This window comes from Mesorhizobium muleiense (genome assembly GCF_900099905.1).
GTDB lineage: Bacteria > Pseudomonadota > Alphaproteobacteria > Rhizobiales > Rhizobiaceae > Mesorhizobium > Mesorhizobium muleiense.
In genome coordinates, this window is the sequence record NZ_FNEE01000012.1 from 24,843 (window position 1) to 38,994 (window position 14,152).

The 14,152-nt window shown below is 61.2% G+C and carries 14 protein-coding genes and 1 pseudogene; 9 read left to right on the forward strand and 6 right to left on the reverse strand.

The genetic code is table 11. The features are described 5' to 3' along the window. Together BLT09_RS20200 and BLT09_RS20205 are read left to right on the forward strand one after the other, a co-directional pair. Positions 1 to 2,889, forward strand: coding sequence for an EAL domain-containing protein (locus BLT09_RS20200; RefSeq protein ID WP_027152376.1), 2,889 nt, complete (start codon positions 1 to 3; stop codon positions 2,887 to 2,889). A gap of 276 nt (positions 2,890 to 3,165) precedes the next feature. Continuing rightward, positions 3,166 to 3,573 carry a DoxX family protein gene (locus BLT09_RS20205; protein ID WP_031254957.1) on the forward strand — a complete coding sequence of 136 codons (408 nt, stop codon included), beginning with the start codon at positions 3,166 to 3,168 and terminating at the stop codon, positions 3,571 to 3,573. A 145-nt stretch (positions 3,574 to 3,718) separates the two neighbouring features. Here the strand turns inward: BLT09_RS20205 and BLT09_RS20210 are convergent, their stop codons facing one another. Continuing rightward, positions 3,719 to 4,741, reverse strand: a complete 1,023-nt coding sequence (locus BLT09_RS20210; protein WP_091595955.1) for an oxygenase MpaB family protein — start codon at positions 4,739 to 4,741, stop codon at positions 3,719 to 3,721. A 134-nt stretch (positions 4,742 to 4,875) separates the two neighbouring features. Next, positions 4,876 to 5,139 carry a DUF4242 domain-containing protein gene (locus tag BLT09_RS20215; RefSeq protein ID WP_091595957.1) on the reverse strand — a complete coding sequence of 88 codons (264 nt, stop codon included), beginning with the start codon at positions 5,137 to 5,139 and terminating at the stop codon, positions 4,876 to 4,878. 151 nt (positions 5,140 to 5,290) lie between these two features. Between BLT09_RS20215 and BLT09_RS20220 the strand changes: the two genes are divergently transcribed. After that, the gene (locus tag BLT09_RS20220) at positions 5,291 to 6,169 is read left to right on the forward strand and encodes a LysR family transcriptional regulator (RefSeq protein ID WP_167366479.1); all 879 of its coding nucleotides are present in this window, start codon (positions 5,291 to 5,293) and stop codon (positions 6,167 to 6,169) included. Positions 6,170 to 6,209: 40 nt separating this feature from the next. Here BLT09_RS20220 and BLT09_RS35025 read toward each other — a convergent pair. Beyond that, a pseudogene (locus BLT09_RS35025) lies at positions 6,210 to 6,305 on the reverse strand (LysR family transcriptional regulator); the annotation flags it as partial. 109 nt (positions 6,306 to 6,414) lie between these two features. Here BLT09_RS35025 and BLT09_RS20225 point away from each other — a divergent pair. The 3 genes from BLT09_RS20225 (at position 6,415) to BLT09_RS20235 (ending at position 9,664) form a co-directional block, all read left to right on the forward strand. Further along, the gene (locus BLT09_RS20225) at positions 6,415 to 6,966 is read left to right on the forward strand and encodes a nuclear transport factor 2 family protein (RefSeq protein ID WP_236473084.1); all 552 of its coding nucleotides are present in this window, start codon (positions 6,415 to 6,417) and stop codon (positions 6,964 to 6,966) included. Between the two features lie 420 nt (positions 6,967 to 7,386). Further along, positions 7,387 to 8,196, forward strand: coding sequence for a class I SAM-dependent methyltransferase (locus BLT09_RS20230; RefSeq protein ID WP_091595961.1), 810 nt, complete (start codon positions 7,387 to 7,389; stop codon positions 8,194 to 8,196). A 442-nt stretch (positions 8,197 to 8,638) separates the two neighbouring features. Beyond that, the gene (locus tag BLT09_RS20235; protein ID WP_139172635.1) at positions 8,639 to 9,664 is read left to right on the forward strand and encodes a transglycosylase SLT domain-containing protein; all 1,026 of its coding nucleotides are present in this window, start codon (positions 8,639 to 8,641) and stop codon (positions 9,662 to 9,664) included. A gap of 153 nt (positions 9,665 to 9,817) precedes the next feature. Here BLT09_RS20235 and BLT09_RS20240 read toward each other — a convergent pair whose 3' ends face one another. Then, positions 9,818 to 10,426 (reverse strand): YqgE/AlgH family protein, encoded by a 609-nt coding sequence (locus BLT09_RS20240; RefSeq protein WP_023799312.1) that lies wholly within the window; start codon positions 10,424 to 10,426, stop codon positions 9,818 to 9,820. A gap of 168 nt (positions 10,427 to 10,594) precedes the next feature. Here BLT09_RS20240 and BLT09_RS20245 point away from each other — a divergent pair, with 168 nt between their 5' ends. The 3 genes from BLT09_RS20245 (at position 10,595) to BLT09_RS20255 (ending at position 12,619) form a co-directional block, all read left to right on the forward strand. Beyond that, positions 10,595 to 11,401 carry a protein-disulfide reductase DsbD domain-containing protein gene (locus BLT09_RS20245; RefSeq protein ID WP_091595965.1) on the forward strand — a complete coding sequence of 269 codons (807 nt, stop codon included), beginning with the start codon at positions 10,595 to 10,597 and terminating at the stop codon, positions 11,399 to 11,401. Positions 11,402 to 11,521: 120 nt separating this feature from the next. Then, a complete protein-coding gene (locus BLT09_RS20250) occupies positions 11,522 to 12,022 on the forward strand; it encodes a peroxiredoxin (RefSeq protein ID WP_027152367.1) in 501 nt (166 codons plus the stop codon). A gap of 117 nt (positions 12,023 to 12,139) precedes the next feature. Beyond that, positions 12,140 to 12,619, forward strand: a complete 480-nt coding sequence (locus tag BLT09_RS20255; RefSeq protein ID WP_091596173.1) for a DUF2938 domain-containing protein — start codon at positions 12,140 to 12,142, stop codon at positions 12,617 to 12,619. A 36-nt stretch (positions 12,620 to 12,655) separates the two neighbouring features. On the opposite strand, the gene rnhA is transcribed toward BLT09_RS20255, so the two are convergent. Both rnhA and BLT09_RS20265 read right to left on the reverse strand, forming a co-directional pair. Further along, positions 12,656 to 13,189, reverse strand: coding sequence for a ribonuclease HI (gene rnhA, locus BLT09_RS20260; protein ID WP_023799316.1), 534 nt, complete (start codon positions 13,187 to 13,189; stop codon positions 12,656 to 12,658). Beyond that, positions 13,186 to 14,148 (reverse strand): homoserine kinase, encoded by a 963-nt coding sequence (locus BLT09_RS20265; protein ID WP_091595967.1) that lies wholly within the window; start codon positions 14,146 to 14,148, stop codon positions 13,186 to 13,188. The genes rnhA and BLT09_RS20265 overlap by 4 nt, the downstream gene beginning before the upstream one ends. Between the last annotated feature and the right edge of the window lie 4 nt (positions 14,149 to 14,152).

Below are 14,152 nucleotides of genomic sequence, written 5' to 3' on the forward strand. Positions count from 1 at the left end.
TTGACGAATTTCCTGCGAATCGGGTCGTTGTTCGCCTTTGTGCTGACGGCAATCGTCGTGCTCTGCGCGGCGTCTTCGGCCTTCGCCGTCGAACCGATCAAGATTGCCCGCGACGATGTGGCGCTCGACCTTTCGGGCGCCGTCGAAATCTACCGCAACCAGGGCGAGAATTTTCAGGTGTCGACTGCTCCGGGACCGGACGGCATCGTGCGGCGCATCGAGGTCGAGGCCAATGATGCGCGCTCGACCGGCGACTGGGCGGTGTTCGCGCTTGCCAACACCACCGACCAGCAGCTCGACAGGCTGATCGTCGCACCGCATTTCCGGCTGGTGAATTCCGGTATCTTCTGGCCGGATCTCGGCTCGACCCGCATTGCCGCGATCACGCCCAGCGAGGGCTTCGCGCTTGACCGCCAGAGCAGCCCCGACGCTGATGTGTTCCGGGTGACGCTGAACCCCGGAACGGTGATCACCTTCATTGCCGAACTGGCGTCGCCCAAACTGCCGCAGGTCTATCTTTGGGAGCCGGAATCCTACAAGGATTCGGTCAATTCCTACACGCTGTTTCGCGGCATCGTCATCGGCATCGCCGGCCTCCTGGCGCTGTTCCTGACCATCCTTTTCGTCGTCAAGGGGACCTCGATGTTCCCGGCAACCGCAGCACTCGCCTGGGCGGTGCTCGCCTATATCTGCATCGATTTCGGCTTTCTCAACAAGGTCCTGGAAATATCGCCCGGCAACGAGCAGATGTGGCGGGCCGGAACGGAGGTGGCGCTTGCAGCGACGTTCGTGGTGTTCCTGTTCGCCTATCTCAACCTTAACCGATGGCACGGCCATTTCAGCTACGGCGCTCTGGTCTGGATTCTGGGGCTGCTGCTGATCGCCGGCGTTGCAATCGTCGACCCGGCGGTCGCCGCCGGCATCGCCAGGCTGTCCTTCGCCGCCACCGCGCTGACCGGCCTCGGCCTGATCATATTCCTCGGCATACGCGGCTACGACCGTGCCATCATGCTGGTGCCCAGTTGGGTCATGGTCCTGCTGTGGCTATGCGGGTCGTGGATGGCGATCACCGGCATGCTCGACAACGACATCGCCCAGCCGGCACTGGGCGGCGGGCTGATCCTCATCATCCTGCTCATCGGCTTCACCGTCATGCAGCACGCCTTTGCCGGCGGTGCGCTGCATCAGGGCCTGTTCTCCGATCTCGAACGGCAGGCGCTGGCCGTGGCCGGATCGGGCGACACGGTGTGGGACTGGGACGTGATGCGCGACCGCGTCGTCACCAGGCCGGATGTCAGCATCCAGCTTGGCCTTGCGCCCGACAGTCTGGGCGGCGCTGCCCGCAACTGGCTGCCGGTGCTCCATGCCGACGACCGCGACACCTTCCGTACGACGCTCGACGTGGTGCTCGAACACCGGCGCGGCCGGGTGTCACAGAATTTCCGCCTGCGCGGCGCCGACGGGCACTATCACTGGTTTTCGCTGCGCGCCCGGCCGGTGATCGGATCGGACGGCGAGGTCATCCGCTGCGTCGGCACCATGGTCGACGTGACGGAGCAGAAGAAGTCCGAGGAGAGGCTGTTGCACGATGCCGTGCACGACAATCTGACCGGCCTGCCGAACCGGGAATTGCTTATGAACCGGCTGGAGGCGATCATCTCGATCGCGCGCACGGAAGAGAAGGTCCGTCCCACCGTCTTCGTCATCGACATCGACCGCTTCAAGCAGGTCAATGACGGGCTCGGCATCTCGGCCGGAGATACCATCCTGCTCACTGTTGCGCGCCGGCTGCACCGGCTGCTCAAGCCGAAGGATTCGCTGTCGCGCTTTGCCGGCGACCAGTTCGCGCTGATGCTGCTTTCCGAGCAGGACCCGGCCCGCATCGCAGCTGTTGCCGATGCCATCAAGCATGCGATCAACAATCCGATTACCTTTGCCAAGCGCGAGATCGTGCTGACCGCATCGATCGGTCTGGTCACCTGGACCTCGGCGCAGAGTTCGGCCGAGGACATGGTCAAGGACGCCGAGCTTGCCATGCACCAGGCCAAGCGTTTTGGCGGCGACAGGATCGAACCGTTCCGACCCGCCTTCCGCACCGTCGGCACCGACCGGCTGCAGTTCGAGTCCGACCTGCGCCGCGCCATCGAACGGCGCGAATTCACACTCGCCTACCAGCCCATCGTGCGGCTGGAAGACGGCAGCGTTGCCGGCTTCGAGGCGCTTTTGCGCTGGGACCATCCGCGTCGCGGCATGATCCCGCCAGGCGATTTCATCCCGGTCGCCGAGAGCTGCGGCCTGATCGTGCAGCTTGGCTTGTTCGCCATGCAACAGGCCGCCGAAGATCTGGCGGGATGGCAAAAGCAGATCGGCGACGCGCCGCTGTCGGTTTCGGTCAACCTGTCCAGCCGACAGCTCATCCGCCGCGATCTGGTCAGCGACGTCCGCTCGGTGATCGCGCGGGCCAATCTGAAGCCGCGCTGTTTCCGGCTCGAGCTCACCGAATCGCTGGTGATGGACAATCCCGAGCAGACAGCCCATGTGCTGAACAAGCTGAAGAAGCTTGGCATCGGCCTGTCGCTGGACGATTTCGGCACCGGCTACTCATCGCTGGCCTATCTGACGCGCTTTCCCTTCGACACGATCAAGATCGACAAGAGCTTTGTCGACGACACCACACCGAAGCGCGCGGTGCTGCTCAAATCGATGGTCAACATGGCGCATGAACTCGGCCTTTCGGTCGTGGCCGAGGGCATTTCGGACGAAAGCGATGCGCTCGAGCTGCGCCAGATGGGCTGCGAATATGTGCAGAGCTTCATGTTCGGCGCGCCGATGCCCGGCGATCAGGTGCTGAGGACGCTGAAGGAACAGTATCCGCTGACCCGGGCTTGATCTTGTTCATGTCGTTGTCCCAAAACCGCTGCCCTTTTTGAGCGGCATGAGCCTGGCGATTGGCACCCGCTGGAGCGCATCGGCAAGGTCTCAGCTCCCGCGGCTCGGCACTCCATCAAAAGTACGACCGGCGGTCACGCGACTGTGAACTGGGAGTATTGGTTTACGGCTCGCGCTGTGCATCATACCGACTTCGCGAAATCGGTGCGAAGAGCTGACCCGCTGATAATTCAGCCTGCTGCCCGGAATCACCGGGTCATGATGGAGGCCCAACTGATGAATTTCGACAAGATTTCTGCCTGGGCTCCGGTGTGGTTAAGCGTCGTGAGGATCATGTCGGCGCTGCTGTTTCTGGAGCACGGAACTCAAAAGCTCTTCAATTTTCCGCCCGCTCCCGAGCCGATGCAACTGTCGGGGCTTATTGTGATCCAGGCATTGATCGAGCTGATCGGAGGCGCGCTGCTTGCCCTCGGACTCTTCACCCGGCCCGTCGCGTTCATTCTGTCCGGCAACATGGCGGTCGCCTATTTCATGGCGCATGCGCCGCAAAACTTCTTTCCGGTTGTCAACGAGGGCGACTCGTCGATCCTCTACTGCTTCATTTTCCTGTACTTCTTTTTCGCGGGAGGCGGCGCGTGGAGCGTCGATGCGGCTCGTCGCGGGACCGGCCTCGCGACGCCCTGAACAGGATCGCGAGGGAACTTGCTGGGCGGCTACCAGCGGAGCATGTCCGACAGCCTGCCAGGTCGAAATGATAGGAAGTTCCGGCTCCGCTGATCGTCGCTTTCGGGCCCTTCACTGGACATTCCCCAACACGAGATACGCGCCCTTAGGGCGGCCATTGCCGCACTTTTAACCCGTCGCTTTCCCCTATGCGGGCATCAAATCCCGCATGATCGCGACCGTGCTGCTCGTGTCTAGGTGCCTTCTGTCGGCGATAGAGATAGTTCTCGGGAAGACCGAGGCGACGGCACGACTGGACGGCCGGAGATGAAGGGAGCACGATGCGCTCGCAGATTGCAGCCGTCGTCTTCACAAAAGCACGCTCCCACGGCTTCAACGTCCAGTGGTCGCCGAGTGCCAACCGCTTGCGGACCCAGCGGGGCAGGATCTCGACAGCCGCCTTCAGAAATGGCCGCTGAAGCGGTTGAGCCATTCCTGGCAAGACGGGAACGTCTTCCATGATCTGCAGGAATTCCAGGATGATCGGCGATGCGACGAGTCTTTGCCTCATCGCGTCGAACAGCGCGTAAAGCTCGGCCTGCGACGTGGGCGCGTCAACCGCACCATAGAGAAGCGCGACGGGGCGAGCCTCGGCGAACATCGCATCCCGTTCGAAAAAACGCAGTCGATGCACATAGACGTGATAGGCCTCCATGAAGCCAAACCCGGCCGTCGCTTGCACCCAGTCCAGCAACTCCGGGTCGGTGGCGTGGTATGGCTCACCTTCGCTGGTTCGGCCTGAAACGCGCCCATGCATCCTGACCACGCCTTCAATCATGGCCTTGGCCTTGGTCCGGGGACCGTAGACCGTGACCAAGGCGGCGAGGCCGGTGCGCCGTAATCGTCGGAGCGCGTCGGAGCGGAATGTGCTGTGCTGCCAAATGGCGTCGCGAACCCGCGGCTCTGCCAATTCGAGCAACACCGCGGTAGCCCCGCCGATGAACAGCGCAACCGGGTTCTTGAAAATACGCCACGACACCGAGTTGGGCGGCAACAGCGCCGGCTCGCCCTGCGGGGTCGAGAAGTCCATCTGAGATCCGAGCCGCTGGCGCATGAACGACAGCGCAAGGGTGTCCACACGACGCTCAAGCAGGCGAGGCAGAGGAAGGGTGCCCGAATTGCCAAACATGCTCCGACTCTCCTGGCGGATGCAGCACGAACGTCTTGGCCCTTCCGTCGTTCCAAAGATTCAAACTGGCGCGCTGCATAACTCCGCAAGAACACCGGGCCCGGACAGCCATCACGAGCCCGGTCGCGCCGGCCCTATGGGGTAAGATCGAGCGCCGGCACGATTCTGTGATAGGGCAGCCCCGCATCGTCGTTTAGACGCTTCACGTCGACATCGGAGGCAGCGTCAAACAGGCACATGCAGCGCCCGTCCTCCGGTGCGAAGGTCGAGCGCAGATAACTGATGTCGGTGCCGTTGGAGGTCATCTCGGCGGCTTTGCTGATCGCCGCCTTCTGCGCATTTCCCAGAGCTTCCATGCTGATGCCCTTGAGGTCGCGTTCCACCATGTAGACAGTCATTTCCAGATCTCCTCCTGTGAAAAGTGACCACAGGAGTTGAACGCAGCTGCGGGCGAAAGAGAACGACATTTTTTCTATCGATCGATAGCCGACAGTTATCGATGAAAGGATTACAATGTCGTTTCGTGGAACCGCCTCGGGAGGGCTCGCCATGGAGATGTTTCAGGTCCGCTACGTGCTTGCCGCCGCGAAGATGCTGAACTTCACCAAGGCCGCCACCGATTGCAATGTGTCTCAACCGGCGCTCACCAAAGCGGTCAAGACGCTCGAGGATGAGCTTGGCGCGCCCTTGTTCCACCGCGAGGGAAGGCGCGTCCTCCTGAGTGAGTTCGGGCGCTCCATTCTGCCGCATCTTCAGCAGATCATGCAGGAGGCCCACGCAACCAGAACGCTTGCCGACAATTTCAGGCTGCTCAACCAGGTGCCGATCCGCCTCGGCGTCATGTCGACCATCGGCCATGTGAAGCTCGCCCGGTTCCTCGCAAAGTTCCAGCGCGACTATCATGGCGTGGAGCTTGAAGTTAGCGAGGCGAGCGTTCAGGAACTGAAAAACAGGCTTGAGCAAGGCGATCTCGATCTTGCCGTTCTCAATCCGCTGGAGGGATTGGGAGCGGCGTTCCGCGTCCATGATCTCTACAGTGAGCGTTACGTCGTCGTATTCGCGCCGGATCACCGGCTTGCGAGCCTCAATGCAATCAAGTTGGTCGATCTCTCTCAAGAACCCTACGTCGATCGTCTGTCCTGTGAAATGCGGGACCTAGTGATGGGTGTGTGCCGGGAAAGAAACGTCAGCCTTTATGCCCGCTTTCGTTCCGAGCGCGAGGATTGGATCCAATCAATGGTGCTGGCGCGGATCGGCTTCGCCTTCATGCCTGAATATTCGGTGACATCGCCTGAACTTTTGCAGCGTCCGCTGATCGAACCCGCGGTGGCACGCACGGTGTCCCTGGCTAGCATTCCGGGCCGGCCCTATAGCCCGGCGACGGCGGCAATGGTCCGAGCTGCCCAGACGTTCGATTGGCCAGGCTAGGCGTCTAGCGCTGAGGCTTGAGCTTTGCTGATTTGAGATGCGTCAGATTCGACCTGTCGGCCGCTCGGCCCACGTGGCACTCGTCGGGCACGATCTCAAACAGAACGAGGAGGTTGAGATCAATCTTGTTCAGCATATCGATGAAATCATATCACTGGATTCAACATCATCGAAGTGCGATCTCCTGAGCAAGCGGAGCAGCGCAAGGCGCGCTTCGCATCGAAAACAGATGCAGGAGCACCCGCATGCCAGTATCACGACGTTCCCTTCTCGCCGCAGCAAGCGCTGGCGTGGCATTGTCAGAAACTGCAAGATTAACGAACGCCTCGGCACAGGCTCTTGAGGAGACTGCTATAGACCAGACGGTTGCCGATCTGCTCGAGCGTTCTGCGGAAGCAAATTCGGCGCTGATGCGCGGGGAGATAACGAAGTACTACGAGGTGATCCCACATACCGGGGACTTCCTGCTGATGTCTCCATTCGGCGGAAAGCCCACGCGGGCTTCTGAACTGACTGCGGAGCGGATCGACGCGATGGGCCGCTTTTTCAAGAACGGGACCTTCGAGCACGAACTTCTTCAAGCCTATGGTTCCGCCGACATGGTGGTCCTCGCGATCATTGAACGCCCGCATGTCGAGGTCGGCGGTCTGCCGGCCCAGGATTGGCCGCTGCGGGTTACCTTGGTCTATCGCCGCGAAGAGGCGGAATGGCGCCTGGTGCATCGGCACGCTGACCCCCTGGTCAAGGGCGTGAGTCTGGAGCAGGCGGCGGCCCTTGCACGCGGCGAAGCCGCGTGACGCGAAGAGTGTTGCCATTACCGACGGAGCGCTCTGGCTGAAGGTCCAAAGCCCGCTGAAGGGTTTTCGCTTCTCGTCGATGCAAAACGTCATTTTATGGCGCCAAACGTGGCCCGATGCGCCTTGCGAGCACTTGCTGGTGCCAGTGGAGTACATCTGCCATAGTCATGCGCCCTGCTCGCTACAGACGGTTGAAAACGGCTGAAAGCAACGCCTGAAGTCAGGGCCACGTTGCCGAGCCTGATCGCGCCTTGCGGATCCTCGAAACGCCAGGCGCGGACCCTCATTCTTCGGCCGCTTCGCCTATGCGAGCCTGACTGCCCGAAAGCCGCATAGATTGTTCAGGTGCGATGGGTCCCGATGGATCTAGCGCGGGTGAAGGGTCACAATGGTCGGATGGAAATTTGAGGGAGGACGATCATGACCTTGCCCAGCTACGCAATGAACCAGGCAAGTTTCCCGGAGATGTACGAGCGGTGGCTCGTCGGCCCTCTCTTCCGTCCATGGGCCGAGATGGCTCTTGACGAGTTGGAATTGTCTTCGGGCGATCGCGTACTCGATATCGCTTGTGGAACAGGAATAGTGGCGCGCGTTGCAAGAGAGCGGCTCGGTGGAGCCGGATTTATCGTCGGTGTCGACGTCAGCGCGGACATGCTTGCCGTGGCGCGGGCTGTAGAACCAGCCGTCGACTGGCGCCAGGGCAATGCCGGCGAGTTGCCTCTGCCTAGTGGTGAGACGTTCGACGTGGTCGTCTGCCAGCAAGGACTGCAGTTCTTTCCTGACAAACCCGCGGCGGCGGCGCAGATGCGTCACGCGCTGACGAAGGGTGGCAGGCTGGCAATCGCCACGTGGCGCCCGGACGACGAAATCCCGTTCTTTCGCGACCTGCGCCGCGTCGCGGAGCGTCATCTGGGCGCCATCGCCGATCAGCGGTACAGCTTCGGGGAAGCGGCTCCGCTTGAGGCGCTGCTGCGAGACGCCGGCTTCCACGAGGTCCGATCGAGGATTGTTTCGCGCACCATCCATTTCGGGGAAGGCGTACCTTTCCTGCATTTGAATACGATGGCGCTGGTCGGGATGAGTTCCTTAGCCAAGGAATTGGGTGATCACGAACGCAAGCGCGTCGTGGAGGCGATCGTGAGCGAGAGTGCGTCCGTGCTGCAGCCATACACCATCGGGTCGGGACTGGCCTTCGAGCTCAGCACCAATCTGGCGACAGCCAAAGGATAAATGACCTCTCACCAGCGGAGAACTGGTTCGATCGAGTATTGTGCCGAGAATGGCTGCTCATTCACAATCTGCCGTTCGAGAACCGAAAGGATTGCCTGGCTGCGGTCGAGGGCAGACCACCTCAGGGAAATTTCTGCTCGCCAATCGAGAGGCTTCACAAGCAACGCATCGGCTACGCAGCCCTCGATTAAAACCAGCTTGTTTTACATTTCGAATTATTTTGCCGCACTGTGGCCATTGTGCCGCCATTATCCATGACTAGTTGAATGAAGCACTGACCGTTCTTCTTGTCTTTTTCGACGTTGACGGCTCAACGTTGGAAATAGACCTGCCCCAAAATATCTGGGCGGCTAGACAAGGAACGGAGGGGGACCTGGCGTCACTCCAAAGAACATTTGAATTCTTTGCTTGCGGAGCCTTCGTCCTTTCGGGCGGACGGCCTTTGTCGAAAAGGATGGCGGGGCTTGGCCTGGCGGCGACCGTGGCAGCCATGCCATGGCCGGTCTATTCGGGAGTCCTGGTCAACGGCGTGACCGAAGCCGCGGTTGCCACTGCTGTTCCGTTCTCGGCTCTGAGTTTTCCCTCGGCCGCGCCCGAGTTCGACATCATCGATCCAGACACCATATCGACCTCTGGACGCGAGGGAGAACGCACGCTGGCCCAGGCATTGAAGGGCACCGTCTCCATCCTTTCCCAAGGCGCGGAACAGATCGTCATCGGCATGTCGATGCACGAGTTCGGCGAGTACAAGGTGTCGCAGCACATCGCCAGCGAAATCCTTCGTGCAGCCAAGGACACCCAATTTCCTGCCGACACGCTTTTTGCGATCGCCGAGAAGGAATCCTCCTTCGACATCAACAATCGCCCGTCTAAAGGGTCGGCGCTTGGTCTTATGCAATTCCTCGACCAGACATGGCTCGAGGCGGTGAAGAGGTACGGTGCAGAATTCGGCCTGGGCGACGAAGCGGAACTGATCCGGACCCGCCCCGAGGGCAAGCGCGAATACCATTTCGTCGAGGACAAGGCCGAAGAACAGCGCATCCTCGAATTCAGGCGCGATCCCTATCTGTCGGCGGCACTTGCGGCCAAGAACCTTCTCGCGGCCAAGCAACGCATCGAAGCTCGTCTTGAGAAGGCCATGGATGAAAGGGATCTCTACCTCCCCCATTTCCTTGGCACCAACGGGGCAGCAGCGCTCCTGTCGAATGCCGATGAGAAGCCCAATGCCACGGCCAGCACAATCTTCCCCAAGGCGGCACGCTTCAATATTGCGATCTTCAAGGCCGAGGGAAAACAGCTCACCGTCGGCCAGTTTCACCAGCGCCTGCGCTCCTTCCTGGAAGCCCGCATCGGCAAATACAGCGATGTCGAAACGCGCGTGAAACAGGCTGACCTGTCCTGGACGTCGGGTTTCGAGAATCTCGTCTACGATCTGGGCAAACGGCTGGCGATGGCAATGCGGCGGTAACCAGCCAGGTATCGGGTTTTCACTTCTAAAGCGCGTCGCGTTGATCGGCCTCACGCGACGCGCTTTAGGTTGTCGTTTTATGCATGTCGCTATCGCAAAACCGCTACACACCCCACGGGTCAAGCCCGAGGGCATGCTTTTGCGCGACATGCATTAGGCGTGACCAGCGGCCAGGCTGAGATGCGCGAGGTCGATACCGATCGAAGCGAGTATCCGGTCGTATTTGCGCTCGATGTCGGTATCGAACAGAAGCTCCGCATTTGCCGGGCAGGTCAGCCAACCGTTCTCGGCGATTTCGCTTTCCAGCTGACCGGCGCCCCAGCCCGAATAGCCGAGCGCCATCAGCGCGTGCCGAGGCCCGCGGCCCGACGAAATGGCGCGCAATATGTCGACGGTCGCGGTCAGGCAAATGTCGTCGGAGACGGCCAGCGACGATTCCACGCGGTAGTCGCCCGAATGCAGGACGAAGCCGCGGCTGCGGTCCACCGGTCCGCCGTTGCGGACGACGAAGTCGCGGGCCTGCGCGGGCAAGCGGATCGCCTCCTGTTCGTTCATGATGCCGAGTTGCACGAGCAGATCCGGAAACAGCATCTGCTGTGTCTGGTTGATGACCAGGCCCATCGCGCCTTCGTCGCTGTGCGCGCAAATATAGATGACGGAGCGCGTGAAGCGGTCGTCCTTCATGCCGGGCATGGCAATCAGGAACTGGTCGTCGAGAAAGCCGCGTCCCGCAGCCATCTTCTTGTGGCGCAACAAGTCCATGAGGGGAGCGTAACGCGTTTCTGGAGCGCCGAAAAGATGCGCCGCGCGCGATTTGGTCGCAGATGTGCATCCAAGGCACGCAAAGCTGTGCCCGAGGTCACGCAAATATGATAGCAGCGACGCCATGAAGTCATTGCGCAGCCATGAACGGACGCTCAAATCACCGCCATGCAAAGCTTGAAAGTCCTGCTGCTCAGCGCCGCTGTCGGATGTGGAACCGGTCTTCCCGCCGCAGCCTCCTCGTCGATCTGGTACGAAAGCGAAGGCGGCAAAGTACGCCTTGTGACCAGCGGCAAGCCCGACACAGCCGGACGCATCCATGGCGTCCTCGATATTTCGCTCAAGCCTGGCTGGAAAACCTACTGGCGCGATCCGGGCGACGCGGGCGTGCCGCCGCAAATCGATATCTCGGCCAGCACCAACATTGCCAACGCGACGTTTTCGTTTCCACCACCCCAGCGCCACGACGACGGCTCCGGCAAATGGGCCGGCTACGACCATCCGGTTTCGCTGCCGGTAACGTTCACGCTGTCGGCGCCGAACGAGCCGGCCGTCATCGTTGCCGATATCTTTCTCGGAATTTGTGAGACGATCTGCATCCCGGTGCAAACAAAGCTGACCATCGATCCGGGCTCCGATCCGGACAATGTCGAAGACGCCGCTTTGGTGAAAGCGGCGCTTGCAACGCTGCCTGCTCCCGCAAGACCCGATTTCGGCGTCAAGATCCTGCCGGGCGACCGCGCGACACTGATTGTCGAGGCGAGCTTTCCGGGCAATCCCAAAGCAGCGGATTTCTTCGTCGCCGGTGAGCGCGACTACATGTTCGGCGTGCCGGCCCGCAGCGAAAAGGACGGCAAGCTGGTGTTTACCGTGCCGATCCTCGACAGGCCGACGACGACGCCGACGGATGGCGGACTTTACTACACGCTGACAACTGCGGCCGGCGCCGTCGAAGGCCTGCTGCCCTTCCCTTGATCCCCAGCAAAGGATGTTCAGATCGAACATCCCTTGCTCCGGCACCCCGACAGTTGCGGGGAACGGCTGAATTCGCTATCGCAAGGACACTCCCTTCCATTTGTCAAAACGAGGACCACGATGATGATTGCCGTTGGCGACAAGCTGCCCCAAGCGACCTTCAAGACGATGACTGCCGACAGCGCAAAAGCGATCACGACGGCCGAGATTTTCTCGGGAAAGAAGGTGGTGCTGTTCGCTGTTCCCGGCGCTTTCACGCCGACCTGCTCCAACAACCATCTGCCCGGCTTTCTGGATAATTACGACGCCATCTTGGCGCGCGGCGTCGACACCATCGCCGTCGTCGCCGTCAACGATGTTCACGTAATGGGCGCCTGGGCCCGCTTCAGCGGCGGTGAAGGCAAGATCCTCTATCTTGCCGACGGCAATGGCGATTTCGTCAAGTCGATCGGTCTCGACGCCGACCTTTCCGGCGGTGGCATGGGGCTGCGCTCGAAGCGGTTTTCGATGATCGTCGACGACGGCAAGGTCGCCGCGCTCAATGTCGAGACAAAGCCTGGCGTTGATGAATCCGGTGCTGCTCACATTCTCGGACAGCTTTCCGTTTTGGCGACAGCATAGGCCGAGGTTGCCGCGGTCCTTTGGCCTGACGATCGCGCTCGTTTCGGCAGCCGCGCGTCCAATTGGGCGTGCAAAGAACGCTGTTCGGGAATTGCCTGCTTTTAGTGGACCTCAATGATGTTTGACCACTTCTGGCGCGCTGTGGCGATCGGCATCGGCGCCACGGCGCTCATGGACCTCTGGGCGATTTTCCTGAACACGGTGTTTGCTCAGCCACGGCCGAACTGGGGACTGGTTGGTCGCTGGGTCTGGCACCTGAGGGACGGCAAGGTCTTCCATGACGATATCGGCGAGGCAGCACCCTATGCGCATGAATCGGCGCTGGGCTGGGCCTTCCACTATTTTGTCGGCATCGTCTACGGCATCGTTCTGGCCGTTTTGGCGGGAGCGGCGTGGCTGGCCGCGCCGACCTTCCTGCCGGCCTTCATCCTCGGCATCGTCACCGTAGGCGCCGGCTGGTTCCTGCTGGCGCCCGGCATGGGCGCCGGCTGGGCCGCGTCAAAGCGCCCCAACCCGATGCAGATCCGCGCCCTCAACCTCGTATCGCATACTGTGTTCGCGCTCGGACTTTTCGGCACAGCGCTGCTGATCCGCTGAATATGGCGGACCAGACTGGTCAGTGGCCCAGACTGGTCAGTAGCTTTGGGTCGAGCGGCGCAGTTTCCTGGCTGCCGGCTGTTTGGCTTGGGTGTTTTCCCCAGCCGAAACGGGCGCGGGCCTGGCCGTCTTGTTCTTGAACGGCGCCATGCCGAGCCGCGCCAATTCGTCGGCACGCTCGTTCTCCGGATGGCCGGCATGGCCCTTGACCCAATGCCAGATCACCTGATGACGGTTGCGCGCCTCGTCGAGCGCCTGCCACAGTTCGGCATTCTTCACCGGTTGCCTGGCAGCGGTCTTCCAGCCGTTGCGCTTCCAGCCGTCGATCCAGCTGAAAATGCCGTCCTTGACATAGTTGCTGTCGGTATAAAGATCGACCGCACAGGGTTCTTTCAGCGCATTGAGCGCCGAGATGGCGGCCAAAAGTTCCATGCGGTTGTTGGTGGTAGCAGCCTCGCCGCCCGACAGTTCCTTCGTGACGCCCTTGAAGCGCAGGACAGCCCCCCAGCCGCCAGGCCCCGGATTGCCCGAACAGGCACCATCGGTAAAGATTTCGACGCGCTTGGTCATGTCAGCCCGTATTCGGAAGGAGATTTGATCGCCCGGTGGAAACGCATGCGCCTGATATATTCGGTCGGGTCGCGTTTCACGACCAGCCCGCCGTTGGCAATGGTCAGCCAGTCGTAAAGCCGGGTCAGCATGAAGCGCAGTGCCGAGCCGCGCGCCAGCATCGGCAGCGCAGCTTTCTCTTCGCCGCTCAAGGGCCGTACACTTTGGTAGCCGGCAAGCAGCGCCGTGCCCTTGGTCAGGTTGAAGGAAAAATCCTTCTCGAAGCACCAGGCATTGAGGCAGGTCGCGACATCATAGGCGTAGAGATCGTTGCAGGCGAAATAGAAGTCGATCAGCCCCGACAGTTTCTCGCCGAGGAAGAAGACGTTGTCGGGGAAAAGATCGGCATGGATGATGCCTTCCGGCAGGCCGTTCGGCCAATTCCGCTCGAAATCGGCGAAGTCGGCATCGACCTCGGCCGCCAGTCCCGGCTCGACCTCGTCGGCGCGAGGGCGAGAGGCGCTCCACAGCTTGCGCCAGCCATCGATGGCAAGGGCATTCGGACGGGTCATCGGAAAGTCGGCGCCGGCCAGATGCAGCGCCGCCAGCGCCTTGCCGACCTCGCCGCAGTGCGCTGATGTCGGCCGCCGCAGCGAAACGCCTTCGAGGAAGGTGATGATGACCGCCGGCCGGCCGGCAAGCGTTCCGATGACGTCGCCATCATGCGCGGTCACCGGAAGCGGGCAGGAAATGCCCTTCCTGGCGAGATGGCTCATGAGGCCGAGGAAGAACGGTAGGTCGGCCTTGTCGACGCGCTTTTCGTAGAGCGTCAGGATGTAGGAGCCGCTGGTCGTGTGCAGCAGGAAATTCGAGTTCTCGGTGCCTTCGGCTATGCCCTTGTAGGACAGGAGATCGCCGACTGGATAGTCCTTGAGGAACGCGCCGAGCTCGCCTTCGTTGACGTCGGTGTAGACCGCCATGAAC

Bases quoted from the DNA above. Each gene is read 5' to 3' on its own strand.
- BLT09_RS20205 (WP_031254957.1), top strand. From the start codon at position 3,166: ATGAATTTCGACAAGATTTCTGCCTGGGCTCCGGTGTGGTTAAGCGTC.
- BLT09_RS20230 (WP_091595961.1), top strand. From the start codon at position 7,387: ATGACCTTGCCCAGCTACGCAATGAACCAGGCAAGTTTCCCGGAGATG.
- BLT09_RS20225 (WP_236473084.1), top strand. From the start codon at position 6,415: ATGCCAGTATCACGACGTTCCCTTCTCGCCGCAGCAAGCGCTGGCGTG.
- BLT09_RS20250 (WP_027152367.1), top strand. From the start codon at position 11,522: ATGATGATTGCCGTTGGCGACAAGCTGCCCCAAGCGACCTTCAAGACG.
- BLT09_RS20240 (WP_023799312.1), bottom strand. From the start codon at position 10,426: ATGGACTTGTTGCGCCACAAGAAGATGGCTGCGGGACGCGGCTTTCTC.
- BLT09_RS20210 (WP_091595955.1), bottom strand. From the start codon at position 4,741: ATGTTTGGCAATTCGGGCACCCTTCCTCTGCCTCGCCTGCTTGAGCGT.
- BLT09_RS20255 (WP_091596173.1), top strand. From the start codon at position 12,140: ATGTTTGACCACTTCTGGCGCGCTGTGGCGATCGGCATCGGCGCCACG.
- BLT09_RS20245 (WP_091595965.1), top strand. From the start codon at position 10,595: ATGCAAAGCTTGAAAGTCCTGCTGCTCAGCGCCGCTGTCGGATGTGGA.
- BLT09_RS20215 (WP_091595957.1), bottom strand. From the start codon at position 5,139: ATGACTGTCTACATGGTGGAACGCGACCTCAAGGGCATCAGCATGGAA.
- BLT09_RS20265 (WP_091595967.1), bottom strand. From the start codon at position 14,148: ATGGCGGTCTACACCGACGTCAACGAAGGCGAGCTCGGCGCGTTCCTC.
- BLT09_RS20220 (WP_167366479.1), top strand. From the start codon at position 5,291: ATGGAGATGTTTCAGGTCCGCTACGTGCTTGCCGCCGCGAAGATGCTG.
- rnhA (WP_023799316.1), bottom strand. From the start codon at position 13,189: ATGACCAAGCGCGTCGAAATCTTTACCGATGGTGCCTGTTCGGGCAAT.